The sequence below is a fragment of the Bradyrhizobium vignae genome, assembly GCF_900324035.1.
GTDB classification, from domain to species: domain Bacteria; phylum Pseudomonadota; class Alphaproteobacteria; order Rhizobiales; family Xanthobacteraceae; genus Bradyrhizobium; species Bradyrhizobium vignae.
The window spans coordinates 1,895,133-1,919,867 of the sequence record NZ_LS398110.1 but is presented as its reverse complement, the minus strand read 5'-3'; the positions used below and the strand labels follow the sequence as shown (position 1 = coordinate 1,919,867).

The following is a 24,735-nucleotide window of genomic DNA, read 5'->3' as shown; positions in this document are numbered from 1 at the left end:
CCACGACCGGGGTAGGGATCGCTGCGTGGCGCGCTCCGAAATTCTTCGGAATAGTCCCTTGTGACGTCTACAGACATGGGGTCTGCTGCGAGAGCAGTATCAACAGCTGTAACGTCAAAGATGCGCGCTACGACATTCCTCGGGATTTTGATACCGATATCAAAGTCGATAATGACGCGCTGAGAACATCAAAGTTTACTGTAGGATTCCCCAAGGTTAGGTCGTAGCCGGCTTCGATTTCCAGCAAATACGACTGATACAGGGCGGCTCCGCCCGGCACCGTTCGCGTTCCAATTAGACCTGGCTGACCGGTCTGGTCGTAGGAAAAACGTCCCGGCGTCGCACCAACTAAAAAGCAGGCTTGCAATAATTCCGTTGCAAACCGACTCGAGAATTCAATGCTGAAATCGAAATCGGCTAACTCTGTCATGGCGCACTCACACGGACGCCGAGGAGCGCATCGCCCTTATCAAAACCTATCTTGCTCTGAGCAACGATTCTAAGGTTGAGGCAGCCGACCGTGCGCTCATACTGGCCCCACTATTCAGAACAGCCGCAGACGGAATCGTGAAGGAGGAAGGGCCGGATGCGTCACTGGCGGGAATCATCGCAAAGGCGTTGGACTCCAAGCCAGGTCGTTAGCGATTCCGTGCAGCTTGTGAAGCCTGCCAGTCCGCCAGCGCATCGTCGGCCTCGTTCGCCGTCCCTTGGGGCAGACTAGAAGCCCGGTCGAGATACCAATCAATCGCCTTTCGGTCCCAACGCTGAGTGCCGGAGATCGCCCCCGGTCGAACGCATCCTCGGAACAGCCGCAATAGGCGGCTGCGTCGGCTTTTTTGAGCCCCCGAGGCGGTATCTGTCCCTGGCGGTGCATCAGCTTGGCCGGTTGGTGGGGAGTACGCATACGACGAAGGCCGCCTGATTGACGCATGCGCGCGAGCACGGCGAGTTCTACGATGGCGTTGCGTGCAGGGTCAGGCGGCTTGCTGATTGGCGGACTTGCCGGCTTGGTGCAGGAGCTTCCATTCCCAGGGCAGCAGTTCGCGCAGACGCGAGGTGGGAAGATCAGCGATCCGGGCGAGGACGTCGGCGAGCCAAGCCTTGGGATCGACGTCGTTGAGGCGACAGGTCGTGATCATCGTCAGCATGATAGCTGCACGATCGGCGCCACGCTGGCTGCCAGCGAAGGTCCAGTTGCGCCTTCCCAAGGCAATGCCTCTCAATGCACGCTCAGCGCAATTGTTGGTCAAGCAGATCCTGCCATCGTCGAGGAAGCGGACGAAGTCGTCCCAGCGCTTAAGCATGTAGTTCATGGGCTTCAGGACCTCGGCGGAGCGCGAGAGGCTTTCTCGCTCGCGGAGCAGCCAGTCGTGCATGTCGTCGAGCAGCGGCTTGCTCCGCTCCTGGCGCACGGCACGCCGCTCGTCGGCGCTACGGCCGTTGATGGCGCGCTCGATCTCGAACAACGCATCCAGACGCCTGACCGCCTCCAGCGCGATCGGAGAGACCGGTTTGCCCTTGCCTTCCCGGGCGGCTTTCTCGATGTCAGCCAGCTCGAAGAATCCCCGCCGCGCATGGGCCAGGCAAAATGCCGGCGTGATCGGCATTGCTTTCCTTTTTGGGTCGAACAACGGCTCGAAGCCGCCATAGCAATCCGCCTGCAGAATGCCGACGAAGGCGGCCAGATGCCTCTGAGGATTTTCGCCCCGTCGATTGCCCGAGGCATAATAGACCGCCGCCGGCGGCGCAGGCCCGGCGAACGGCCGGTCATCCCGCACATACGTCCAGATCCGGCCGGTCGTGCATTTGCCCTTCGCCAGGACGCGGATGGTGGTGTCGTCGCCATGAAGGCGCTCGGCCGCGAGCACGTGACGCTCGATCAGCTGGAACAGCGGCATGACGGCGAAGGTTCCGTGGCCGACCTGGTCGGCCAGCGTCGACAGCGGCAGATCGATCCTCTCGGCCTTGAAGCGCACGCTCTGGCGGTTGAGCGGGATATGCATGCCGAATTTGTCGAACAAAATCGTTGCCAGCAATTGTGGGCCGATGAAGCCGCGGGGCGTCGCATGGAACGGTGCCGGCGGCTGGCTGATCTTCTCGCAATCGCGGCAGGTGAACTTCTCGCGTACCGTCTCGATGACCTTAAAGCGACGCGGAATCTCCTCCAGCGTCTTGGTCACATCCTCGCCGACCTTCGCCAGCCGCGATCCGCCGCAGCAGGCGCAGGTCGTTGGAGCCTTGATGACGACGCGCTCACGTTCGATGTCGTCCGGCCACGGTTTGCGCACCGGCCGCTTGCGCGTGAAGGCGCTCACGCTCTGGGTTTTTGCCGCGGCAGCCTGCGCAGCCAGCTCATTCTCGGTCGCCGTGGTGGCGAGTTCTTCGAGCTCCAATTCCAACTGCTCGAGTAGCCGCGCCGTGCGCTCGGAGCGCTGCCCGTGCAGTTCGCGTTTGAGCTTCTCGATCCGTAGCTCAAGATGAGCGATCAGCACCTCGCTGTCCGACAGCTCCGCCCGCGCGTTGGCGGCATCCGCGACTGCCACATCGCGTTCAGCCTGCAACGCCTCGCGCTCGGCCAGCAGCGCAAGGTAGGCGCTTGCGAGATCCGACGGAAGATCATCCGGCTTCGATGTCATGAAGCCATTGAATCAGATCGAGCATCAGATTCAAACCCAAAACGATTATCCGACCCGCGTCGGGCGCTGGGTTTCTTGCGGATTGCGCCAATCGATCCCGGACAGCAGGTAGCTCAACTGCGCCAGCGAGATCGTTACCGCTTCACCGGCAACCGATGGCCAGATAAACTTTCCTCTCTCGAGTTTTTTTGTGAACAAGCAGGCTCCCTGACCATCGTGCCAGATCACCTTCACAAGATCGCTGCGGCGACCACGGAAGACAAACAAATGACCGCTAAGCGGTTCTTTGTGCAGCACCTCCTGCACTTGGAGGGCCAGCGATGGAAAGCCTCTGCGCATATCCGTGTAGCCTGTAGCCAGCCACACTCGCACATTCCCTGGTACAGAAATCATCGGCGTCCAAGCACATCGAGGACCCGCGCCAACGCCTCCGGATCGACGTGCGCATCCACCCGGATGCACCGTCGGTTGCCGAGATCGATCTCTATCAATCCAGTACGCGCAGCTGCCGCCGAACGAACTCGGCCATCAACCGTAGGCAAAAGCTTCGGAGTTTCTTCAGCCGAGGCTGCTAGGGCGGCGATCTGCACCGGCGTAAAAGATGGTGCAACTTGTTCCGATGTCCGTGCTTGGCGACGCCAGGTAAACACCAGGCTGGCCGCTACTCCGTTGCGCCGCGCAACCTCAGTTACCTTCGCGCCCGGTGCCAGCGTCTCCTCGACAATCCGTGCCTTGTCGTCCTGCGACCAACGCCGCCGCCGCTCGAGCCCGCCCAAAACCTCGACCCGCATCGCCTGATGACCTTAAAGCTAGACTTAAGGTCACACGCTTCGCGAATTACCACCCGTCACGCAAGACGGTCCTCGTCGGAGGCGTACGGTGGGGAGGCCTTCCTCTACCGCAAGAGCAGCGAGAGTCTGGGGCCCGCCACCGTGAACCGACGGGCCATTTGGCTTCACTTCTTCATGCAGAGCCCGACCGTCGGCGAGGTCCCACATTTCGCGCCGTCTGCGGCTCCCCCACCAGGACAGAATACGGACACCAGTGTTTCGCTATTATCGCAATTGACTGCGCCATCCGCTTGCACGGCACGGATGTTGACGGGCGCCGGATCGCCCTTGTCGCCCTTCTCACCTTTCGGCCCCTACGGTCCTTGTGGTCCTTGCGCGCCGGCTGGGCCCTGTGGCCCCGGCACCCCCTGAATACCTTGAGCGCCTTGCGGACCGGCCGGGCCTTGCGCTCCCGGATCGCCCTTTGGTCCAGGCTCTCTGCCACAGGCTGCAAGAACGAGCGCGGCCGTCATAACGCCCACCGTAATGATCTTTTGCATTGCGATCCTGCCAATGATCGAGATCATTAAACGGGTCGTACAAGAGAGCCGCAAGAGAGACGCCCGCCAACCTGGCGGGCCCCTATTCATCGCCTCAGCCGTCCGGCATGTGCCGCCAGCCACTGGGCGCGTTTCCTATGTGACCTGGGCGGCGCCTCATGTGCCTGCCCTGCCAAGCCGCTGCGGCCCCGATCGTACTGAGCGGCGACAAGGCGCTCGACCAGAGCCACGAACGATCTGAGGAAGTCGGCTCCTCGGCTTCGATAACAATGCCCCTGCCCTGCGTCGCTCCTTCATGATGAAGCTCGCAACCGACCAGCGAATGGAGCTCGACCATCATCAAAACCCCGGTCGGCTTACAACGGCGATGACCGGTGGCGGAGCATGCCGGAAGCTGACAACCACCCGAGATCGTGGAGACGCCTTTGATCGTTACTTTTCTCGAAATGGCGCGGCTCTCCCGGCCACATGGCCAGATCGGAGCGCACGCTAATGCGCTACCAAATTCAGCCGACGTTATTCCGACGCCAGTTGGTGTCATCCTGACCAAGGATGTGCGGCTATATCTCGGTTCGGGTTGTCAGGCAGACGGGCATGCTCAGCTGGTTCGTTAAAAATGCAATTCTCTGGGCAGGAGAAAATTTGCCCGTGTGCGCCTTGATGTGGCTCGCCGTTGGCGAGCCATGGAGGCGTGTAGCGATGGGACAAACGACCCGAATTTTGAAGCGGGCAACGGTCCTGCCGGATCTCCTGAAAATGCTTCAGGAACTCGAGGATCTACGAGAGAAGGTCCGGCTAGCAGAAGCCGCTCGCGTACTGCACTAAGGTTGGCGCGTTTGAGACGCGTTAAGACAGCCATCCGCCGGGGCGGGTCGGCTCCCTTAGTCGCTCCTCGCCACCCGTAAATTTCCCAATATCGCTCGCATCGAACTCATTCGATCATTTCGAAATGAGATCGTCAAAGCCCAAGGAATGGATCGAGGCTGAGCGGAAGCGGCTGGCTTGGCTGGCGCGTCGCCGTGTCGTCTCGGAGATTGCGGCAGCGCTTGGCCGGCACGCCGGATCCATCAGGCGGATGGCACGGGAAATGGGATTGATTCTGAAGAAATAGCTTAGCACTTCCGTCGCAATCCGGCCCAAGTTATTGATAATTTGCGAGGTACTTACGATGTCGCTTTGATGGCGGCATGCCTCGCTCTTCACGCAACTACACACCTACACACGTCGACGGCCGGCCGCTCAAGATCACTTTCGGCGAGATGCATGAGATGGGCGTGCGCGGGGTCCTACTCTATTGCGCAGATTACCGGTGCAGCCACAGCTTGGCACTCAATGCTGACTGTTGGCCGGATGGCATGCGGCTGTCAGATCTCGAGCCCCGGTTTGTGTGCGTGGCATGCGGAAGGCGCGGCGCCGATGTTCGGCCGGATTTCAAGAGCGGCACGCCGCCACTCTCGTTGGCTCGGGCGCGCTCCGAGCCGCACATGCCTGCCGCTACCAGGGAAGGTACAGCATGACGAATAGGCCAAGACCACCTAGGACGAATGCCCAGGCAACCGGGCTGATCACTGTCCGGATTTCCATGATGCCCCGAACGCCCCTAAGTCCCATCATTTGTCTTAAAGCGACAAATTAGGCAGTCTTTCGGCCGCGTGCCTTCTGCGCAGTCCAAATTGTCATTGGAGACGTTTTATGCCCAAGGAGAATTGCCTGATTGTTCGTGCTGCCGGGAAACAACTCGACCTGTTACGGGGCGAAGCTTCCCGCATCGCGAAAGAAGCTAACGCCGCTTGGTGGACCGACCGCGCGGAGATCGGCACCAAGTTCTGTTTTGAAGACCCTAAATCAAAAGAGTCGTTCGCACTCACTTGCGACAGCCTCGGCATCAGCTGCCAGGACGGCTAGTGCATTGAAAAACAAGCCGACCTGGGGCGGCTGGCGGGTTCCTCTTGGCCATGTAGGCGGTTCTCGAAGTAGATCGCCCGCCGCAGTTCAGCGGTGGTGCTCATCGCTGGACTACTGCGCGCGGGCTGCGCAGGGCGTATAAATCAGAATCCGCGTGCCTTGTAACTCGAATACGCCGCATAAATCCAATCGCAAGCGCAACCTCAGGAACGCATCGCATCGATCGTGTGGGCGATCAGGATCGCTACGCTGACGCCGATGAGAATAACGAGGACCCAATTTAAATACACGCTCGCCTCCAATCTTTGGAATTGAACGCGCGCAATTGTGCACAGTCAAAAACAACCGGCCGAGATTATTAATTTCGGCTCTGGGCTGAGGATTCAAGGTAACTGTTGCGTCCGCTGTCGGCCCTATCGATGGAATGCCATGAACAGAAGGACCCCGACAACGCACGCCGCGAGTGAGAGCAAGTAAATACCCACGGCAACCCCGACTCATCTTTGACTAGGGATTTAATTGGGAACTCGCGCTATACGATGGTCAAGCCTAAGCTTCCCAAGAAACGGTTGATATGCACTCGCGTTTGCGGCGGTAATGGCTCTGGATGTAGCCGCCGGTGCATCGGCCAGGCGCAGCACGAAGGAGTGCCTGAGGTCGCAACAACACTCTAGTCTTAAATGATGGACATAAATATTTAATGGAGGAAATTATATCCTAAGTTAATCCCACGCTCGCGAGGGGCCGCCAGTGCGAACCGGCGGGCGCCGCTGTTGTCCCTCAAGGACGCTTGCGCACGAACGTTTTGCTTGGCCCGGCGTCGAATGGCGTCCAAACTCGCGGTTCGCCATGCACAGAGCAGTCGCTTATGCAATTTCGACCGTCATCGTCCTCCTTGGCGTCTGGATTATTGCTGCCGGCCTGTCGTCTGGCTCGCCTGTCCTATGGATCGTCGTTGGACTCGTCCCCATAGTGACCGGGCTTGTAAGTGCTTTCTGTCCCACCTGATGGTTTTGCACCTTCCTGACGCGGAACGGCACTGACGCGCGTCGAGTTGTCCTCGGAGAGGCCGTGGACCTGACCGAGATCGAGCGCGCGTTCTTAGAACAACTGTCTTCCGAACCGTGGATCAGCACACAGCTGTTCGATCACGAACTCGTTGCTCGCCTGGTAGAGTCTGGCCTAGTAGAGGCAATCCCTGAAGCATCTGGGAATACCGAATATCGAATTACCGCGCAGGGCCGTGCGGCCTTGAGCGGATAGAGTTGCTTCGCAGAAGCTTGGGCCATCCCGCCCTTAGTTAAGCATGTCTGCCTTTTCAGGATCGCGTTTTCGTGGTCGCTCACCCTGGATCGCGTAACCAGCGCTTTGGTTTGGCGGCCCGGGCCCTCGCAGGAGAAGGACATCGACTTCAGTCGCCAATCGCGCGTCTATCCATGGATGGGGGGGCGCCACCGGCTCGGTAGCTTCGGGAACAAAGCCCGTTCGCCTCAATTGCCGCTACATGAAGTGGCTCGTCGGCATCGTTGCGGTCCTCCTGCTCTGCCTTGTGGTGTATGCCGGGTCGGCTTTCGTTTCCGCGTTGGATCTGGTTTCGGCCGTTCGGAGCGGAGACGCTGTTCAAATCATGGCCCGAACGGATTTGTTGCGTGTCCGCCACTTCCTCGTCGACCAGGTTATGTCCGCCTATCTCGATCGACTCGGCCAAAGGCGGCCGGTGCGCCCATTAGAGCGAATGGCGATAAACGCGTTCGGCTCTCAGAACAAGTGGCGCAAGAGCAGAAAACGAGTTCTCAAAGTCAGCGACGAGATCAAATCAGCCGTTCAAAGACAGGGCTATTACCTTCGCAGCTTGCGGATTACCAAGGAGCGGATGATCTAGATCGAGGCTAAAGGCTCTTTGGGTGGTTGGTCTTCGCCGCTCCATCCAGCTGCGCTAGCCCAGCCTCGATCACGATGATATCTTCCTCGATCTGCTGAATGGTTGTCCGGCAGTCAAAGTCGGTGCGTGCCTTCAGGTCCACGGCCAGCTTCCGGCGCTGTATGCGCAAATCGTCGAGAGCTATCCTGTTATTGAGGCTAACGTAAGCGTCCACAATAAGCTCGATTGCGCTTGGCATTCAGACCTCAGTCCTAATCACCCACCTGCAACACTTAGCCCGCGACACTCTTCACAATGGCATCTCTTCGCAAATTGTGTCCAGCGGCCGTCAAATGCGACCCTATGACCAGACCGAGCCGCCTTAGCGTCAGGAGGGCAAGAGGGTCGCACAGTTCAATTGAAAGTCCGGCTCCCAATATCGCAATGGTGCGTTGTTCATCGCTATCGAGATCAGCCCATGAGATGTCCATCACGCGGCTCCGCGTTAAACAAATTACTAAAACCCAATGCGTGCCTGATTTGCCGCAGCATATCCATGGCCGCGTCTGTATACCGACCTTTGGCTAGATATCGACCGTTTGCGCGGTGCCAATCAGCGCCACAACTGCCACCGCGAAGCCCTTAACATTGGGCCTCTCCAGAAGAGACCGCCAACCGGGCGTGTCGAAATATTAAACCGTTCTCAGAATGCGTCGCCGCATATGGCGATGACCTATATGCAAATGGTGACAGCGACTCGTAACCAATTCCTTAACGAGCCGCCACGTCTGGATGCGCGCGGTGGGATGAGGCGAAGACATTGCAGCGGGCATTGCCTGATGATGTCTTGAGTTGCGCGCGCCGAGAACAAAGAGGACAGCGGCGGCCGCAAGGACGATCGTCATTAAGCTCGAACCAGACGACATCATTTCTTCGTCTCCGGATTGGGCTCAGGCGCATTCGGCAAAGCTGTTGCAGGGCGCGAGGCAACGGTTTCTTGGGCTTCAGCCCCAACCGCGCCAATGCGGCGACGACATATTGCGGATGTTTGTGACCGGAGGGCCGCCGGTAGGCGGCGGCATGCCCCAATGCATCAGTGTCATCTCGCTTCGGCTTCCGTGTTGCGGATCACGGGAGCCGGATAATCGGGAAAGACGCCGGGCATGGGCTGCAAGTTGCCAACGTAGCGATTGACCACGCGGAAGAGCGCAAGGATGGCGGCTTGTTTGGTAGTGATGCTGTAGAGATTACACATTATTAAGACCGGCTCCCGGCCCGACGTACCCTGTTGATTTTGCCACCTCGAATAAACCATTCCCGATCCAGCTCGCGCACGGACACGCGCGGTGTGACCGGGAGCGACGGCCGTCTGTGGCGGCTAGCCCTGACGTGCGTCCGCTCTGCCCCGAAGAGCAGACCCAACGGGCAGTTACAGCGAAGGCAGCCTAGGACCAAAAGCAGAAGTGAACGCGATTACAGCGAGGTCAACGACCGGCGTGCGGCCTGACCTCAAGTTCATCTCGAAACCGTCTCAGCAGCATGGGATAATAGTTTGCGATGCTGACTACCTGACCGTTTTCATCGACATCATGATCAATATCCGCGCCCCTCAGAACCTGACGATCTACTATTGGTAACGTTTGAGGAAAATAGGCAGCAAGAAGCGCGGATGCGTACGATGGACCAAAGCCAGCAATCTTGGAATTCGTGTGCCCGCTCAATGCTGGAAATTCACCTGCCTCAGCCCCAAGGCTATCGATGGTTTGGATTTGCCGGAGATCACGGCCGGCGATCAACTTAGCCAGCCGTGAGAGCTGCCTGCTATAACGCGGCAATTTATCGCCAAGGCTTTGCAGGGGCTCGACAACGGAATTGTTGCCGCCCTTGAAATTGCTGACAAGAGCCAATTCCACTGAGTTGATTTCATAGCGTTCCTCGGCGGACTTCAGACCTATGAAATGAAGAAGATACTCGAATGCAAAATTTAGTTTGTCCCAACGTTCCATATACGTTTTTGCTCCTGAGCAGACAGCTATCGCTCACCCGGCCACCAATGCGACGGCGGATCGTTCGCCGAAATCTTTGTCGCCCGCAGCGCAACCAGATGGCTACGCTTGTACGGATAGCCGCGCACCTCCGAACAGTCCTTACAGCGCATGTACCGCTCTAGGGTCCGGACTCAATTGATCCACCAAGTAACGGCGGCGACCAAGAGGATGGCCGAGAGGAAGTTGTCGGCTCGCTTGTCGTAGCGGGTCGCAATCCGCCTGAAGTCCTTGAGGCGGCAAAACATGCGTTCGATGAGATTGCGTCCTTTGTAGGCCTTCACGTCGTACCGGTGCGGATGCTTGCGAGTTGGGTTGGGCGGAATTACTGCCTTTGTTCCGCGCTCGGCCAACCACTCACGCAGGCTATTGGCGTCATAGGCCCTGTCAGCAAGCAATCGTCGAGCAGGAGAGACGGCAGGCAGCAGATCGCGCGCCGCCGTGAGGTCATGGCAGTTGCCAGGCGTGATCACGAAGGCGATCGGACGTCCATAATCCTCGGTCAGCGCGTGGATTTTGGTGGTGCGTCCGCCTCGCGAGCGGCCGACCGCCTGCTGGAAGTCCCCCCTTTTGCGCCCGCCGCCGAGCGGTGGGCTTTGATGTGGGTCGCGTCGATGGACATTGTCCCGACCCGGCCGGTTGAGCCAGTCAAGGCGTAGAAAATATTGCCCCACACGCCTTGGCGGCTCCAGCGATTGAAGCGGTTATAGATGGTCGTGTAGGGGCCGTAATCTGCCGGGCAGTCTCGCCAGCGTGCGCCCGATCGCAGCATGTGGAGGATCCCGCTGATCACGCGTCGGTCATCCACGCGATGGGCGCCGCGCCGCCCACGTGGCAACAGCGGTTCAATCCGCTTCCACTCCGCCTCACTCAGCCAATATAGCTTTTGCCCCATCAAGCCCCCCTTCGACTCGGAGGTCTTGAATCACAACTCCGCCTCAGCGGGAATCCCTATTGAGTACAGACCCTAGCTCGTGGATCGGCGTTGTCTTCGGCCGCCGCACAATATCGAGTGCGACAGTCTGATGGGTCTCGCAGCCGAGGCACTTCACTTCGAGATATAGATACCCAGCGTTAAGGGCATCCCCGAGCGCGGGCGATGGCTGGGCCGGCCCTTGGAAGGCGAGCATGCGTTTATTCCAGGCTTCGCAGGCAAGCCGGTCGGCGACCTTGCGCGCCTCCATCGCCCGCTCTGTCGATGCGCGGACCGAGGCGCCATAGATGCTCTCTCGTGACTTGGTACCCATGCGCATATGAAAGCGCGGCTGCGGCCGATACGCAAATTATCAATCGGGGATGGTACCGGGGCAGAGCTACTCGCAATCGTGGGTGTGGATATGTCCGCTGTTACAGGTGAACCGGACCAGCCCCTGAGAGCTTCGGACCGCTGCTTTTGACCCAAGTGCGACATTCGTAATGCTCGCAATCGGCGCGTTCCGCGTACATAAGACGTGCCCGCCTCCGTCGCCGAATGCTTTGTGCCTTGGATTGAATGTGAGCGTCACGATAGTATCACCGGTGCCCGGGCTTGACTTGCGCGGAATGCTTTGGATAGCGCGGTCGGGATGATTGACGCCGCCGGCGCGCGGTGATGGGGTGACCCTGGTTCGGAGGGTAACGAGATCAGAATGACCAGCGAGTCGCAGCTGCGCGAGAAGCTTCGGAAGATCGAGGCCTTGTTCGCAGGTGCCGGAACTGCTGGTGAGCGCCTTGCGGCGGGAGCCGCGCTGCAGCGGGTGCGAGCTAGGGTCGAGGAACTCGCTCGCCACGATCCACCGATCGAACAGCAATTCTCACTTCCCGACCAATGGTCTCGGCATCTTTTTCTGGCGCTTTGCCGCCGATATGGGCTGCGGCCGTTTCGTTATCACCGGCAGCGACGCAACACGGTGATGGTCCGTGCATCACGAGGCTTCGTCGATCGAGTCCTGCTGCCGGAGTTCACCGAGCTGGAGGGTGCGCTGCAAGTGTATCTGCACGAGGTGACGCTGCGCGTGATCCGCGAAGAGATCTACGACGACGCCAGCGATGCGCAGGAAGTTCCTGACGCCTTGCCGTCGAACTGATCAAGCGGCGAGCTTTGCCTCCGAACCGTCGCGTTCGGCCTTCCAATTCCACGGCAGCAGCGTGTTCAGCTGATTGATCTTGGTGCGTCCAGAGACGATGCGCTCGAGAACATCGGTCAGATAGTGCCGCGGGTCGATGTCTTGCAGCTTTGCCGAGTTGATGAGCGAGGCGAGAATGGCCCATGTCTCGGCGCCGCCTTCATTGCCGGCGAACAAGTAGTTCTTCTTTCCCAGGCCTATCGGCTTGATGCTGCGCTCGACCGTATTGCTGTCTATTTCGATGCGTCCGTCATCGATGAAGCGCGTCAGGCCGTCCCAATGGTTGAGGGTGTAGCGGATGGCTTTGCCCAGACCGGACTTCTTCGAGACTTCCAGCAGTCGCGCTTCGAGCCAGGGTTTGAAGTCCTCGATCAGCGGCTTGGTGTTGGTTTGCCGCACCGCAGCCCGATGCGCCGCTGGCAGACCGCGGATGCGATCCTCAATGGCGTAGAACATCGCGATCCGTTGCAGCGCTTCCGCGGCAATCGGCGACTTCGTCGCGACGTGAACGTCCCAGAACTTCCGCCGCGCATGCGCAAAGCAGAACGCGAGCTGCACCAGATGGCCGCCGTTCTTGATCAGGCCCTTGTAGGCGGCATAGCCGTCGACCTGCAGGATGCCGTGGTAGTCCCGAACAGCTGCTTGGCGCGGATCGCCTTGCGATCCTCGGCAAACATGTAGACCACCGCCGGCGGCGCCGGGCCACCCCACGGACGGTCATCGGTGGCGATCGCCCAGAACTGGCAGACTTTGGTCCGGCCACGGCCGGGATCGAGAACCGGCAGCGGCGTCTCGTCGGCAAACAGCCGCGGGTAGGACATCACTGTGTCGCGCAACAACGTGTGAAGCGGCTTCAGCCACCAGGCGGCGCGGCCCATCCACGAGGCCAGCGTTTGCCGGTCGAGCGTGATGCCTTGGGCGGCAAACATCTGTTCCTGGCGATACAGCGGCAGCTGGTACCCGTATTTCATCACCGCGATGTGGGCCAGCAACGCTTCCGTCACCATCCCACCGTCGATCGCCTGGGCCGGCGCGGGTGCCTGCAGGACACCCTGGCGGCATCCCCGGCAGCCGTACCGCGGGCGCACAATGCGCTTGACCCGGTACTGCATCGGAATGACGTCGAAGGCTTCCTTGACGGTCTCCCCGATCTTGTGCAGCTGCTCGCCGCAGCAGGGGCAGATCTGGCTCTCCATATCGATCACGACATCGATGCGCGGCAAATGCTCCGGAAGCTTCCCACGGTTGCGTCGCGCCGGTCGCTTTCCACGGTCCTCCGCTCCGTCGGGCAGCCTGCCTCCGGTCACGTCGTCGTTGGCGGCGGCACGAACCGCTTGTGCCGTGATGGTGAAGAGAGACAGCTGCCCGAGATCCAGTGTCTCGGAGCGGGGACCGAAGATCGTGCGCTTGTACTGGGACAGGATCATCAGGAGCTTGTCGTTCTCCTGGATCGCAGCGTCGCGTTGGGCGATTGCCGCATCACGCTCGGCCGAAAGCGAGCTGCATTCCGCCGACAACGCCGCAAGCCGTGACGATAGCACTATCACGGTTTGACGGAGCAATGCTGGATCGAAAGGCAAATCACTCATGCAGAGTGATTCTACAACAACTCCGCATGAGTGACGAACGACTCTTAATAAGGATCAACCAGCTCGTAGTGGCTGATCCACAACTCGCATCGGCAGACGCTTCCAGTCCGAGCCATCGAGCAGCACCGAGAGCTGAGCATGAGATAGCGGCATGACGCCTCCCTTGATCGGCGGCCAGGTGAACTGTCCCTCGATTCTTTTGTAGTAAAGGACAAGGCCGCTCCCATCCCAGGTCAGGATCTTCACGCGATCTCGGCGCTTGGAGCGGAAGACATAAAGTCCGCCGTCGAACGGATCGGCTCCAAAGGCCTCGCTCACCAGCATCGCCAATGAGTCCATGCCGCGGCGGAAATCGACCGGCTGCGTCGCAATCCAGATCGACAACCCAGATCGAAGCCCGATCATCGACCAATCGCCCCGACTGCCGCCAGCACCTCGCACAGTGCCCGCCGGTCGATTGTCCCCCTGACACGGATCCGAACCGCGCCGACCTCGATCTCGATCGCCGCCTGCTCCCCACTCGGCAATTTGCTCCCGCAGCCGATGATCGCGGCCGGCACAAAGCCAGGTAGCATGCCTCTGTCCCCGCGCTCCGCGACTTGCGCCTGCGTTGCCTGGCGACGCCAGAGAAACAACAGGCTTGGACTGATATCGTGCCGCCGCGCCACCGCGGACACGCTCGCCCCCGGCGCAAAACTCTCCGCAACAATCGCCGCCTTCGCGTCGGTCGACCAGCGCCGACGCCGGCCCGTCCCCGTGATGATCTCGATGCGCTGCAGCGTGTCGGCGCCGTCTTCAAGGATAGACGTATGCCTATCCTTATCGCTATCCTTACGACTATCCTTGGACATTGTGACCCCGCGACAAACCATTCCGCGAGATATTCTTAGCCGACCAGATCAGCCCTCAGTGCGTGGTCCCTGGATGACGCTCACGATTGAATCGCGTTGTTCACAGCAGGATTGATCGTGGATTGCCGTGAGTCCACCAACCATCGGCCGCGTAGACGTCAAATAGTTGCTTTATCCTAACGTATGGTCCGCTTGTAGGTAGCCGGCGTCACGCCAGTAGCCCGTCGAAATGCGCGCGTAAAACTAGATTGTGATGAGAACTGACAATCGAAGGCGATCTCACTGAGAGACAGCTTCCCCGCCGTGAGGAGCTTTTTGGCGCGCTCCAGCCGGCGTCCTTTAACATAGCAATGGGGCGGTGCCCCGGTACTGGCCGCAAATGCGCGCGTAAAATGGAACACGCTGAGACAAGCGATGCTCGCAAGATCGCTTACCGTAATCTCCTCAGTGAGGTGGTCTTCAATGTAGGCAAGGACTCGTCGCAGTCTTACGTTATCAAGCCCTAATCCTGGCTCGCGTTGCAAGCGATGCAGCGGGCTTTCCGAGTGCTCGTGAAGGAGCCTTGCAGCCAAAAAGAGGGATGCGGTTTCGACCAGCATACGCCCAGATGGCGTTGGATCTGACATTTCGCGCAGAACAGACAGAGCAATCTCGTTGATGACGCTATCTTGGACGCCGGACATGTAGCGGATTGATCGTCCGGGGAATTGAGGCAGGTTGAACTCGGCCTCCAGGCGGCTGAATGCGAGTTTTGGAAGGTACAAGTGAGCGACTTCCAATTCCGGCGACGCGATCCGGATCGCGTCCGCTCTGGCGGCCATAGGATTGAGCCAGATCGTCCCGTTAGAGGGGCGGACTTTTCGCCGCTCTGCTCCGACCTTGCAGGTCACAGCTCCTTGATCTGAACCGTTGACCATGACCGCAACCTCCAAGTCCTCTCCTTCAGCCCCAGGTCCTTCGCAGCTAGAGTGAGATCGAAGCTCTGCGAAAAGCGTCGACCATCCCAGATGGTCAGACGACCTGAGCAGTCGGGAGGCTGGGTATTTTCTGAAGCCTTCGGAAGACAGGGTATACGACAAGTCAGCTCAAACCTAAACTTAAGCCATCATGAGAGTGTGAACTTAGACTATATACAACAGTCAGGCCAGCACTTGCTTTCAGGTTTGAACGATTCGCTCCGATCGGTTGTAAAAAAGCAAACAAATCCGGTTCTGAACGTCGGCGAATCCGCATTGGCATTCCATCGGAGCAACTGCTCTACAACGGCTTCCCGTATCGCCATCAGTCGAACCCAGGCACTTTCGCGCGTAGCACCCAGCACGATCTGGGTGCTACGACAGCTAACACTCTTATCCCTCTGCTCCGTCCATTACATACGCTCGTTGGCGTCTGATGATCCGCGTACCGTCTAGTAGAGGAACCAACTGCGTCCTTCAGCTTCGTCGATCCAAGTCTCAAGCAGGCTCGTCGTCGCAATGTCATGGCTGTCATCGCATATTTTGTGGGCGCGGCGCATTGCCGACTCGAGTCTCAGGTTGTCCTCTCTCAGCTCAGAAAGCATGGCCTGCGGATCGATAGGTTACCGAGCGACGAACGAGAGCAATAGCTCGTTGATCTTGGTTTTTGTCCGTCGTGCATATCTATGTCGCTGTCGGACCAGGGGTGACCCGAGCGGCCGTGGCTCCTGCTACGAGTCGATCACTGAAAGGCGCGATGAAAGTTGGCGCAGCGGCAATCGCCGCCGCGCCATAGACGGTTAGTTCGTCGCAAGTTCGAGATGTCGGCGCACGCCCCGGCTCACCTGATCGATCGCCGCCTCGGTGGAGGGAAGATTTCGCAGGGCGTTCAGCAGCACGAAGTCGTGGATCGTTCCGTTGTAGCGAACGGCATCAACGCTGACACCCGCATCTTTCAGCTTGCGCGCATAGGCTTCGCCCTCATCGCGCAGCGGATCGTTCTCGGCCGTGATGACGAGCGCGGGCGGCAATCCCTCGAGCTCGTGAGTGCTGGCGCGGAGCGGTGAGACATAGGGGTTATCGCGGGTCTTTGCGTCGGGAGCGTAAAGATCCCATCCATACTTCATGAAAGAACGCGACAGGAAACGGCCAGCCCCGTACTCGTGGTATGACGCAGTATCGACACTGGCGTCGGTCGCCGGAATGAGCAGCACCTGGTAGGTGATCCTCGGCCCCTGGCGGTCCTTGGTCATGAGAGCAAGGGCGGCGGTCATGTTGCCACCGACCGAGTTGCCGGCCACAGCAATACGACTACCATCGGAGCCAAACTCGCTGGCGTGCTCGGAAACCCACTTCAGTGCGGCGTAGCACTCGTCCAACTGGGTCGGGAATTTGGCCGCCGGCAAGGGCGTGTACTCGACGAACACGCCAATCTGCCCAGAGCCGACGACAAGATCGCGCAGCAGGCGCTGGTGATTTACGAAATTGCCGACGATCCAGACGCCGCCATGTATGAAAAGCAGTACACCTGGTTTTCCGCTCAGGTGCTCAGGCTTCATAATGTACAATTTGACCACTCGACCATCTTGAGTGACAGTCTTCTCGGTTGTCGTGACGCCCGATATCTCGACGGGTGTCTGCGACTGGAGTCCGGTGAAGACTTCCTGCGGTTTGGGTTGCGGCAGCTCCCAGAAGGGGCTGCTGTCCTTGTTGATCTTGGCCAGGAATGACCGGATCTGCGGATCGATCCGGGGATCAGTCGCGACGTTCGGGGCCGCTGAGGCAACGTGGGTCATGAGGCTTGCTCCGATTGTCAACGCTGCGAGTTTGGCAGTGCGGTTCATGGAATTGGTCCGGATGATTGTGACGTGTGACGGCTTGCAGAGGTTATTTACGAGCCGCGCCGACGGTTTTTTGTCCCGTGGCTGCGATTGTATTGACCGAATTTGCTGTCGCGGCGATCCACACGAACTGGCCGGCTGGACGGACTGCGTGCGTGCTCGTTGCAAGGTTCAATGTTGCCTTGTGGCCCGAAGGCGAAGAGGTTCGGAAAGCCGCATCATTCCGCTGATCTGTTAAGACCGGACTTTGGCTGCGCAGTCTGCTGAACTGGGGGTTCCGGAATTCGGAATCGTAGCAATCTATTGGGAATGTCCCTATTTTTTCCAAATGCGTTCTTTTGAGTTTTGCCTGTCCACCAAGAGCATTGCGGTGCCAGGCCAGGCCCCGACTGGCTTCACGAAGTTAAGTACGATGGCTATCGCCTCCGATTGGAGCGCGATGGCGACCGTGTGAACTGGTCGATAGAAGTCCCGGACGGCCTTGTCACTGCCCGCTGTGCTGCGCGGCTGACGCCTTCAGAAACCGACGTTCTCATGCGCGTCGAGGACCGGCGAATTGCTTTCCGGGTCGGCATCAATGTTGGCGACGTAATCGTTGAGCCCCATGACATATTTGGAGATGGAGTTAACATTGCGGCGAGGCTTGAGGGCATCGCAGACCCTGGCGGCATCTGCATCTCGTCTTCTGCCTACGATCAAGTAGCGGGCAAGATCGAGGTTGACTTCGCCGACCTGGGCGACCAGCACCTCAAAAACATCGCTCGTCCGGTTCGTGCCTATGCCGTAGCTCGAGATAAGTTTGCCTCGACAGCAAAGGGCGGCGGCACGACACCTATCCCACCCGAGCGTCACGCTTGTCTATGGTGGTGCTGCCGTTCGCAAACATCGGCGGCGATCCCGAGCAGGACTATTTCGTCGATGGCGTGACGGAGAGCCTTACTACCGACTTGTCCCGCATCAGGGGCTTGTTCGTTATCGGTCGCCACACCGCATTTTCCTATAAGGGAAAGTCAATCGACTTAAAGCAGATCGGCCGCGAGTTGCATGTTCTCTATGTGCTGGAAGGCTCGGTGCAGCGGAGCGCGAACCAGCTCCGGGTGAACGTGCAGTTTGTCGATGCCGAATCAGGCGCTCACCTTTGGGCCGACCGTTTTGATAAGCCGATCTGTGATCTCTTCGAGATGCAAGATGAAATTGTATCGAGATTGGCCAACGCGTTGAATGATCAGCTTATCGCCGCTGAGGCGAGGCGATCGGAACACTCATTGCACCCGAGCGCCCTAGACTTGTACTTCCAGTGTATGGCTCGCTGGAACAAAGGTGTGACCCCTGCCCACATGGCGCAGGCACGAAGCTTTTTCGAACGTGCTTTAGAGCTTGATCCAGACAACGTTGAGGCGCTGGTGGGCATCGGAGCTGTCGACGTAACAAGAGCTGGCTTTTTTCTCGCCGACGGACGCGCTTTTTGCCGCGGCCGAGGCGGACTTGAACAAGGCGATATACTTGGCGCCGCAGCATGCCCTTGCTCACGCATTTTTGGGTTCTGTCTTATTGTGTACCAAACGCGCGATGGAAGGCATCGCGGAATGCGAGCACGCGTTGGAATTAAACCCGAATTTGGCGGAGGCCCATGCTTTCATTGGTTGCGCCAAAGCCTTTATCGGACTCGCCAAAGAAACAGAGGCACATGTACACAAGGCAATGCGCTTGTCTCCCGTGATGAAGGTACATATCGATGGATGACGTGGGTCGGGTTCAGCAAATTGCTGCTAGGAGCCGACGCCGAAGCAGTTGTATGGTTTCGTCGAGGTCTGAATAGTAACCCGAACAATCCCATAGCGCATTTGGACCTCGCCGCTGCGCTTGCCCATCTCGGAAAATTGGATGAGGCGCGGGCTTCCACGAACAAGGCGCTTGCGCTTAATCCAACTCTCACCATTCGTCGCTTGAGGAGTATTCCATTTAGCGATGATCCGACGTTTCGCGAGCAAGGCAGGCGCGTCATTCAGGGCATGCGTCTGGCCGGGGTGCCAGAGGAGTAATTTCGCCGATGGGTCAATCGCGACGGTTTGGCTCGGGTTAAGGCTGGTCCGGTCTACCCCTGAGAGCCGACAGAGCCTCTGCAGTGGGATGCGGCTGCCATGGGCCAAAAACGGTCATTCCGGGTTCTAGCCACTGGCCTTACGATTGTTGCGTGGCAGGGTAATGATGAATTCCGTGAATTCGCCGAGCTTGGTTTCGACGTCGATCCTGCCGCCATGTTGCTTGACAATGATGTCATGGGTCATCGAGAGGCCCAGGCCCGTCCCTTCCCCGGTCGGTTTCGTGGTGAAGAAGGGGTCGAATATCTTCTCTCTGACTTCCGGCGGGATGCCGGTCCCGTTGTCGCGAATGCGGATTTCCACGCTGCTGCCTAGATCTTTGGTGCTGGCCAGCACAGTCGGCTCGGCGCCCGTCCCTCCATTCTCGATCCTGCGTTTGGTCGCGGCATAGAAGCCGTTCGAAATCAGGTTGAGCAACGCGCGACTGACTTCCTGAGGAAACACCTCGATTGTGCCGGCATTGGCATCGAGCTCTCGTTGCAAGAAGATCTCGAAGCCTGACTTTTCGGCCCGGGCGCCGTGATAGGCAAGGTTGAGACTTTCTTCGACCAGCGCATTGACATCGGCTACGCGTTGCTCGCGGGAGCCTTCGCGCGAATGCAGCAGCATGTTCTTGACGATGGAGTCCGCACGCTTGCCGTGCTGCACGATCTTGGAAAGATTGTCCTTTAGCATGCCGGTCAGCTCGTCTGTCTCCTTGCGGATCGTCTCGACGAGCTCGGCCTGCCTCAAGACGTCGTTGAGTTCGTCGGTGAGTTCGACCGAAAGCGTCGAGAAGTTGTTGACGAAGTTGAGCGGGTTCTTGATTTCATGCGCGATGCCTGCGGTGAGCTGACCGAGCGAAGCCAGCTTCTCGGTCTGGACCAGACGGTCCTGGGCCGCCTGCAAATCAAGCAACGCCTTCTCGGCGGCTTCGCGAGCCATGCGAACAGCGTCCTCGGAACGCTTACGCTCGGTGATATCGGCATAGATCAGCACAAAGCCGCCATCTGGTACCGGGTTGCGGCGGACCTCGACAATGCAGCCATCGGGACGGACCCGTTCGTAACGCATTTCGCGGCCGATATCGTCAACGCTCCTCGCGAGTTCCGCCTCGAGATCGCCCGAACCAAACTCGCCTCTGGCGGCCAAGTAGCGGAACAACTCTGCGAAGTTCGGACGGCTGACGAGCAGGTCGTCTGGCAGATCGAGCATGTCCTGCAGATTGCGATTCCACGCGGCAAGCCGCTTGTCGGCGCCGAACATCGCGACCGCGTCCCCCATATTGTCGAAGGTAACGCGCAGCTCCGCCTGGCGCTCGCGCAACTCATCGAATAGCCGCGCGTTCTCGATCGCGATCACCGCCTGGTCGGCGAAGCTGGTGGCGAGTTCGACGTCCTTGCTCGCGAAGGGTTCAACGCGCGTACGCACAATGCTGAAAACGCCTATCAGCGTATTCTCGCGAAGCAACGGAACGCCAAGCGTCGACCGATAGCCGGCGATCGCCTGCCCTTTGCTGAGAGTGTATTCCGGATCCTGCAAGACGTCAGCGATGGAAACGGCGCGAAGCTCCATCGCTGCTCGGCCAGACGTCGAGCCCCGGCCGGGCGTGAATGGGTTCGTCTTGAAGAATTCTCTTGCCTCGATCGATAGCCCGTAATCGGCGATCAAGTGCCAGAGGTCATGCCGAAGATGGAACATGTACACCTGGTCAGCCCGGCAGAGGCGCGCCACCGTCTCAACCAGAGTTTCGAGTACCGTCTCCAGGTCGACGGATGAGCGGCTGATCACCTTGAGGACGTCGGCCGTCGCGGTCTGCCGCTCCAGCGCTTCCTGCGTCTCGTTGAACAGACGCACGTTCTCGATGGCAATCACAGCCTGGTCGGCAAAAGTTTGCAACAAGTCGATCTGCTTGTCCGTGAAGGGACGCACTTCAGTGCGACGAATGTTGATCGCGCCGATAGCTTCCTGCTCGCGCATCAGCGGAACGGCAAAGAGCGAGCGGTGCCCGGTATTCAGCGAGAAGGCTCGAGCTCTCGGAAACTCGACTTCTTCGGCCCACAAATCGTGAACATGAATGGGTTTGCGGTCCACTACACAACGCCCACTAACCCAGTCGCGGGAAATCGGCCATTTGTCGACGACGGGGATGTCGCCGTGATGAGCTGCGATACGGAGAAAATCGTCCTCGCGCAGCAACAGGACGGCGTCATATGCATCGCACAGGCGACACGCCGACTCCGTCAGAGTATCGAGCACCCTCTGCAAATCAAATGTCGAGCGGCTGATGAGCCTGAGCACGTCGGCCGTCGCCGTCTGCTGCTCGTGAGCTTGATCGAGCTCTATACTCTGACGTTCAAGCTTACGCCGTAGAACGGCAGCAGAGAGTGCCTTGTGACGAGACGCTGTCCCGCGCTTGGTCTGGGTCGATTTGCGTCCGTATTGCGAACTTCTCTTCCTGCCGGCTTTCGCCCTGCCTGCTTTGTTGCCGGTCTTTGACGCGCGCGCCATTTCCCGCCCCTGGGTCCAGAGCCCGCATTTTATCTGTCTGCGGTGTCGGAGCAAAAGGGTCGGATTCGTCCAAATCAGCTGTTGACTGGCTGCGAGGATGCCGCTTTGGGTCAATCGCGACGGTTTAGCCCGGTTTAAGTTAGGTTCGGTCTATCCCTGACAGCCGACATATCTTGGGCCGTGGCATGGGGCAGCGATGGGCCAGCAACAGACCACGAATCCTCGCCTTTGAAGGCAGAGCGAACGCCAGTATCCCGGCGCGGCCCTGATTGGCTATTGCGCACCCGCCCATATGACAAGTTCAACGGGTGACCGTCGGCCGCTTCACCGCTCCAGCGTGCCGAGATAGGCGGCAAGCGCCAAAAAGTCTGCCTCGTTGAGCGCTTTGACCCACTTCGATCATCGGCTGGCTCTCCGGCCCAGCGCGGAAGCCGTGCTGGTATTCGTAGAGCTGGCGGAAGATGTAGGTGGGCGAACGCCCGGCGATGCCCGGCACGACGTCGGTGCCGGTCAGCCTCTCGCCGTGGCAGGCGGCGCAGGCGATCTCCGGCTTCGCGGCCAGCCCGCGGCCGGCGGCGACGCTACCGGGCGGCACGTAGGCGGTAAAGCGGACGCGCGCGTCGCGGTTGACGAAGCGCCCGACGTCCGTCGGCGTCTCGATGATGCGCATTCCGATCGGCTCGCGTTCATCGCCTTTAGTGACGAAAAACCAGCCGGCGACCGTCGGTTTCGGCACGGTCTCAGTCTCCACCACATCGACCAACTTCTTTGGCTTGATGGCGGCGAAATATTCAGCCGCCGCCTTGATCTCGTCGTCGTTCGCTGCCTTCGCGAGCGAGATCATCCATGCTTGGGGAATGCGGTCGGGCAGTGCTGTCGAGCGTTTGCCGCTCCTATAGTCCTGTATCTGCTGAATAAAACATGCGACCGGCAGGCCGGCGATGTCAGCGTTCTCCGGCCCCCCGTGCCAGAGGCACGATGGCAGAAGCCGCAGGCGTAGACGTCAGGCTGGCGGCCGCTCGCCACTACCGCCGGCATCGCTGGATGATCACCTGGGTGCCAATCCGGCGCCAGGAAGCGATCACGCGTTTGTGGGACTGTATAGCTCGCCGTGCTATCGGGAACGTGGCGAGGTTGGCCGTCGTCTGGGGGCGGCTTGAAGTCGGGCGGGTTGTAAGTGTAGGCCCAGAACGGCGGCTTGCCGGTGATCTGCGCGTGCGCGCCCGCCGTACATACGAAAGTCATGGTGAGTGCACTTACCGCCTGAGCGGCCAGTCCCAATCGTGCCATGCTCGCCTCCGGCCTATCTGCCCAGACGAAGACAGGTAAATTAATGACGAATCCGCGCTGGAGCAATTGGCTTTGCTGGCGATTCAGGCCGCCGTCCTGAGGTCCGAGTTGGATCAACAGCAGCGATTTGAGCCTCGGCCAATGACTTCCGGTCTGCCCCACACTTCCGACATGTCCTGCGCCGGGCAAACGCCCGGCAAACGGTCGCGAAGGGCCACACACGCAGACATTCCGCCGCGTTCAGTTGAAGATCAACTAGGCATCACACCGATCTGCTTCAGGAATCCGATGACGTCCTTTTCCGCCCATTTCTCGGCGAGCTTGCCGTTTGCGATGCGATGAATGGTTATTGAGGTCATCATTAAGTCGTTGCCGGTGCGCGGAGCTCCGGGCAGGTCGCCTTCATGCTTGCCGTAGGAAGTGAGGCGTGTGACGACTTTATCTCCTTCGGCAATTTGATCCTCGATTTTGTGATAGCCTGGCGTCGCTTTCCAGAAGATCTCGAAGACCTGCTTGAGGCCGTCGCGTCCCACCCGTAATCCGGGAAAAGGTGGGGGATTATGATCCTGATAGTCCTCAGCAACCAGTTCATCCATGGCGTCGAGATTGCCATTGTCAATCTCTTCGTAGAACCGGCGTACGATGCGCTTGTTTTCTTCGGTCGACATCAGACGCCTCCTTTCTCGCGGCCTTCTGAATTTGTCGCTCCACACCCATACTACCCTGGTTTCTGGGCGAACTCCTAAAATGCACGCGCAGAGTTGGTTGCTGGCGGTTCCGGTTAGGTCAACAGTGGCGATTTGAGCCTCGGCCAATCACTTCCGGCCTGCCCCACACTTCTGACATGTCCCCGCGCCGGGCAAACGGTCGCGAAGGGCCAGAACCGGAAGTCTCGCACGTAGCGCAACCCCGTTCTTCTGGGAACACACGCACGATCAGCCGGGCACATCCGCCACTCGAAATGCGTGCGCTCGAAGACGGTTTTCGAGCCCAATCGCATTGACCGAATGCGCTATCGACAGTTGCCGACTGCAGCATCGTCGCCGCCCGACTGCAAAACATCCTGCAGCGCAGCTACGGAACAATATTACATCCGCGAGATCCGCGGAACGAAACGGTTCGTCAGTCTTTCTCTGGCCTTTGGGAGGTGCACGTGACTTCTCAGACCATAGAAGGCGCCTGTGCGTTCGCTTGGCGGAACTACTTGCTGCTTCACAACGGCATCAGCGAGAACGATGCTCGGCGTTCCGCCCTCTATCGCTACGTCGTCAATCTTCGTGATACCGGCGAAGATGATTTCGATCTCTTGCAAATAGCGGCGGTCGCTTACTTGAAAAAACTCGACGAATTGCATGACGACCGATCTGCGAGACTCGCGGTAGATCAAATTTTGGCCGAACGTTTAGAATCACGCATTGCACAACCCGTCACTTCGCTTCAGGCAAGTAACACTAAAAGAAGGAGCGAGCAGCATGGCAGACAAATCCGCTAACTCAGAGTTCGCGCGCGAACCACAAAGACGCATCGCCGCAGCGACAGCAATCGGCATGAATGCCTTGAACCCAATCATGCGCTTTCAGGTCTCAATGCTGAGGATGTGGGCCGATAGTATTGAGAGGTTCGCGGGCAATTACAAAAAGGGGTTGGAAGAAACCGCGACCGCCGTAGAGGAACAGTCAGACAAGGAACGCGCCGCGTAAAGCAACGCGAATGGTCACGTGGAGTCCGGCTCGC

The 24,735-nt window shown here is 59.1% G+C and carries 24 protein-coding genes and 4 pseudogenes; 9 read left to right on the top strand and 19 right to left on the bottom strand.

The window, feature by feature from the left end:
• Window positions 1–127: 127 nt before the first annotated feature.
• Window positions 128–430, bottom strand: coding sequence for a hypothetical protein (locus BRAD3257_RS39250; RefSeq protein WP_145986994.1), 303 nt, complete (start codon window positions 428–430; stop codon window positions 128–130).
• Here BRAD3257_RS39250 and BRAD3257_RS42185 point away from each other — a divergent pair.
• Entirely contained in the window at window positions 424–642 is a 219-nt protein-coding gene (locus BRAD3257_RS42185; RefSeq protein WP_376707299.1) for a DUF6161 domain-containing protein, read from the top strand. The genes BRAD3257_RS39250 and BRAD3257_RS42185 overlap by 7 nt on opposite strands.
• Before the next feature lie 332 nt (window positions 643–974).
• Here BRAD3257_RS42185 and tnpC (BRAD3257_RS09330) read toward each other — a convergent pair whose 3' ends face one another.
• The 4 genes from tnpC (BRAD3257_RS09330) to BRAD3257_RS39650 all read right to left on the bottom strand — a co-directional run bounded on the left by tnpC (BRAD3257_RS09330) (window position 975) and on the right by BRAD3257_RS39650 (window position 5,169).
• Complete coding sequence (gene tnpC / locus BRAD3257_RS09330; protein WP_122401599.1) at window positions 975–2,636, bottom strand: IS66 family transposase; 1,662 nt, start codon at window positions 2,634–2,636, stop codon at window positions 975–977.
• A 45-nt stretch (window positions 2,637–2,681) separates the two neighbouring features.
• Entirely contained in the window at window positions 2,682–3,002 is a 321-nt protein-coding gene (gene tnpB, locus BRAD3257_RS09325) for an IS66 family insertion sequence element accessory protein TnpB (protein WP_425304745.1), read from the bottom strand.
• Window positions 3,003–3,025: 23 nt separating this feature from the next.
• Window positions 3,026–3,427, bottom strand: coding sequence for an IS66-like element accessory protein TnpA (gene tnpA / locus BRAD3257_RS09320; protein ID WP_122401598.1), 402 nt, complete (start codon window positions 3,425–3,427; stop codon window positions 3,026–3,028).
• Window positions 3,428–4,905: 1,478 nt separating this feature from the next.
• Window positions 4,906–5,169, bottom strand: coding sequence for a hypothetical protein (locus tag BRAD3257_RS39650; protein WP_160118789.1), 264 nt, complete (start codon window positions 5,167–5,169; stop codon window positions 4,906–4,908).
• 489 nt (window positions 5,170–5,658) lie between these two features.
• Between BRAD3257_RS39650 and BRAD3257_RS09300 the strand changes: the two genes are divergently transcribed.
• From BRAD3257_RS09300 to BRAD3257_RS40865, 3 genes and pseudogenes are all read left to right on the top strand, one after another.
• Complete coding sequence (locus BRAD3257_RS09300; protein ID WP_122401595.1) at window positions 5,659–5,871, top strand: hypothetical protein; 213 nt, start codon at window positions 5,659–5,661, stop codon at window positions 5,869–5,871.
• A gap of 1,071 nt (window positions 5,872–6,942) precedes the next feature.
• The gene (locus tag BRAD3257_RS09295; protein ID WP_122401594.1) at window positions 6,943–7,134 is read left to right on the top strand and encodes a hypothetical protein; all 192 of its coding nucleotides are present in this window, start codon (window positions 6,943–6,945) and stop codon (window positions 7,132–7,134) included.
• Window positions 7,135–7,375: 241 nt separating this feature from the next.
• Window positions 7,376–7,597 (top strand): annotated as a pseudogene (locus BRAD3257_RS40865) (DUF2939 domain-containing protein); the annotation flags it as partial.
• Between the two features lie 163 nt (window positions 7,598–7,760).
• Here the strand turns inward: BRAD3257_RS40865 and BRAD3257_RS09285 are convergent.
• The 5 genes and pseudogenes from BRAD3257_RS09285 to BRAD3257_RS09260 form a co-directional block, all read right to left on the bottom strand.
• On the bottom strand, window positions 7,761–7,991 hold the full coding sequence (locus BRAD3257_RS09285; protein ID WP_122401592.1) for a hypothetical protein: 231 nt from the start codon (window positions 7,989–7,991) through the stop codon (window positions 7,761–7,763).
• A 632-nt stretch (window positions 7,992–8,623) separates the two neighbouring features.
• Window positions 8,624–8,987: pseudogene (locus BRAD3257_RS39645) on the bottom strand (SOS response-associated peptidase family protein); the annotation flags it as partial.
• Window positions 8,988–9,216: 229 nt separating this feature from the next.
• Window positions 9,217–9,738, bottom strand: coding sequence for a hypothetical protein (locus tag BRAD3257_RS09270; RefSeq protein WP_122401591.1), 522 nt, complete (start codon window positions 9,736–9,738; stop codon window positions 9,217–9,219).
• 173 nt (window positions 9,739–9,911) lie between these two features.
• Window positions 9,912–10,672 (bottom strand): IS5 family transposase gene (locus BRAD3257_RS09265; RefSeq protein WP_407120425.1). Its coding sequence is split into 2 segments (ribosomal slippage): window positions 9,912–10,336 and window positions 10,336–10,672, totalling 762 coding nucleotides; the frame shifts between segments, so codons are not numbered across the junction.
• Window positions 10,673–10,745: 73 nt separating this feature from the next.
• Window positions 10,746–11,024, bottom strand: a pseudogene (locus tag BRAD3257_RS09260) (hypothetical protein); the annotation flags it as partial.
• A gap of 381 nt (window positions 11,025–11,405) precedes the next feature.
• On the opposite strand from BRAD3257_RS09260, the gene BRAD3257_RS09255 reads away from it, so the two are divergent.
• Window positions 11,406–11,843, top strand: a complete 438-nt coding sequence (locus tag BRAD3257_RS09255; protein ID WP_122401589.1) for a hypothetical protein — start codon at window positions 11,406–11,408, stop codon at window positions 11,841–11,843.
• Here the strand turns inward: BRAD3257_RS09255 and tnpC (BRAD3257_RS09250) are convergent.
• From tnpC (BRAD3257_RS09250) to BRAD3257_RS09225, 6 genes and pseudogenes are all read right to left on the bottom strand, one after another.
• Window positions 11,844–13,471: pseudogene (tnpC, locus tag BRAD3257_RS09250) on the bottom strand (IS66 family transposase).
• A 54-nt stretch (window positions 13,472–13,525) separates the two neighbouring features.
• A complete protein-coding gene (gene tnpB / locus BRAD3257_RS09245; RefSeq protein ID WP_122401294.1) occupies window positions 13,526–13,876 on the bottom strand; it encodes an IS66 family insertion sequence element accessory protein TnpB in 351 nt (116 codons plus the stop codon).
• Window positions 13,873–14,250 (bottom strand): IS66-like element accessory protein TnpA, encoded by a 378-nt coding sequence (gene tnpA, locus BRAD3257_RS41720; RefSeq protein ID WP_283809960.1) that lies wholly within the window; start codon window positions 14,248–14,250, stop codon window positions 13,873–13,875. The genes tnpB (BRAD3257_RS09245) and tnpA (BRAD3257_RS41720) overlap by 4 nt, the downstream gene beginning before the upstream one ends.
• A 248-nt stretch (window positions 14,251–14,498) precedes the next feature.
• Window positions 14,499–15,254, bottom strand: coding sequence for a helix-turn-helix domain-containing protein (locus BRAD3257_RS09235; RefSeq protein ID WP_122401588.1), 756 nt, complete (start codon window positions 15,252–15,254; stop codon window positions 14,499–14,501).
• Window positions 15,255–15,730: 476 nt separating this feature from the next.
• Entirely contained in the window at window positions 15,731–15,883 is a 153-nt protein-coding gene (locus tag BRAD3257_RS41905; RefSeq protein WP_122401587.1) for a ferritin family protein, read from the bottom strand.
• A gap of 195 nt (window positions 15,884–16,078) precedes the next feature.
• Entirely contained in the window at window positions 16,079–17,122 is a 1,044-nt protein-coding gene (locus BRAD3257_RS09225) for an alpha/beta hydrolase (RefSeq protein WP_122401586.1), read from the bottom strand.
• Window positions 17,123–17,653: 531 nt separating this feature from the next.
• On the opposite strand from BRAD3257_RS09225, the gene BRAD3257_RS40855 reads away from it, so the two are divergent.
• Together BRAD3257_RS40855 and BRAD3257_RS09215 are read left to right on the top strand one after the other, a co-directional pair.
• Window positions 17,654–18,046, top strand: a complete 393-nt coding sequence (locus BRAD3257_RS40855) for an adenylate/guanylate cyclase domain-containing protein (protein WP_244608004.1) — start codon at window positions 17,654–17,656, stop codon at window positions 18,044–18,046.
• Complete coding sequence (locus BRAD3257_RS09215; RefSeq protein WP_244608003.1) at window positions 17,980–19,161, top strand: tetratricopeptide repeat protein; 1,182 nt, start codon at window positions 17,980–17,982, stop codon at window positions 19,159–19,161. The genes BRAD3257_RS40855 and BRAD3257_RS09215 overlap by 67 nt, the downstream gene beginning before the upstream one ends.
• A gap of 126 nt (window positions 19,162–19,287) precedes the next feature.
• Here BRAD3257_RS09215 and BRAD3257_RS09210 read toward each other — a convergent pair whose 3' ends face one another.
• The 3 genes from BRAD3257_RS09210 to BRAD3257_RS09200 form a co-directional block, all read right to left on the bottom strand.
• Entirely contained in the window at window positions 19,288–21,711 is a 2,424-nt protein-coding gene (locus tag BRAD3257_RS09210; RefSeq protein WP_122401585.1) for a GAF domain-containing protein, read from the bottom strand.
• Window positions 21,712–22,012: 301 nt separating this feature from the next.
• Window positions 22,013–22,555, bottom strand: a complete 543-nt coding sequence (locus BRAD3257_RS40850) for a c-type cytochrome (protein ID WP_244607901.1) — start codon at window positions 22,553–22,555, stop codon at window positions 22,013–22,015.
• Window positions 22,556–23,252: 697 nt separating this feature from the next.
• Complete coding sequence (locus tag BRAD3257_RS09200; protein WP_122401584.1) at window positions 23,253–23,669, bottom strand: ester cyclase; 417 nt, start codon at window positions 23,667–23,669, stop codon at window positions 23,253–23,255.
• 485 nt (window positions 23,670–24,154) lie between these two features.
• Between BRAD3257_RS09200 and BRAD3257_RS09195 the strand changes: the two genes are divergently transcribed.
• Both BRAD3257_RS09195 and BRAD3257_RS09190 read left to right on the top strand, forming a co-directional pair.
• Window positions 24,155–24,493, top strand: coding sequence for a hypothetical protein (locus tag BRAD3257_RS09195; RefSeq protein ID WP_122406450.1), 339 nt, complete (start codon window positions 24,155–24,157; stop codon window positions 24,491–24,493).
• Window positions 24,474–24,701 (top strand): hypothetical protein, encoded by a 228-nt coding sequence (locus BRAD3257_RS09190; RefSeq protein WP_122401583.1) that lies wholly within the window; start codon window positions 24,474–24,476, stop codon window positions 24,699–24,701. The genes BRAD3257_RS09195 and BRAD3257_RS09190 overlap by 20 nt, the downstream gene beginning before the upstream one ends.
• Window positions 24,702–24,735: the final 34 nt, after the last annotated feature.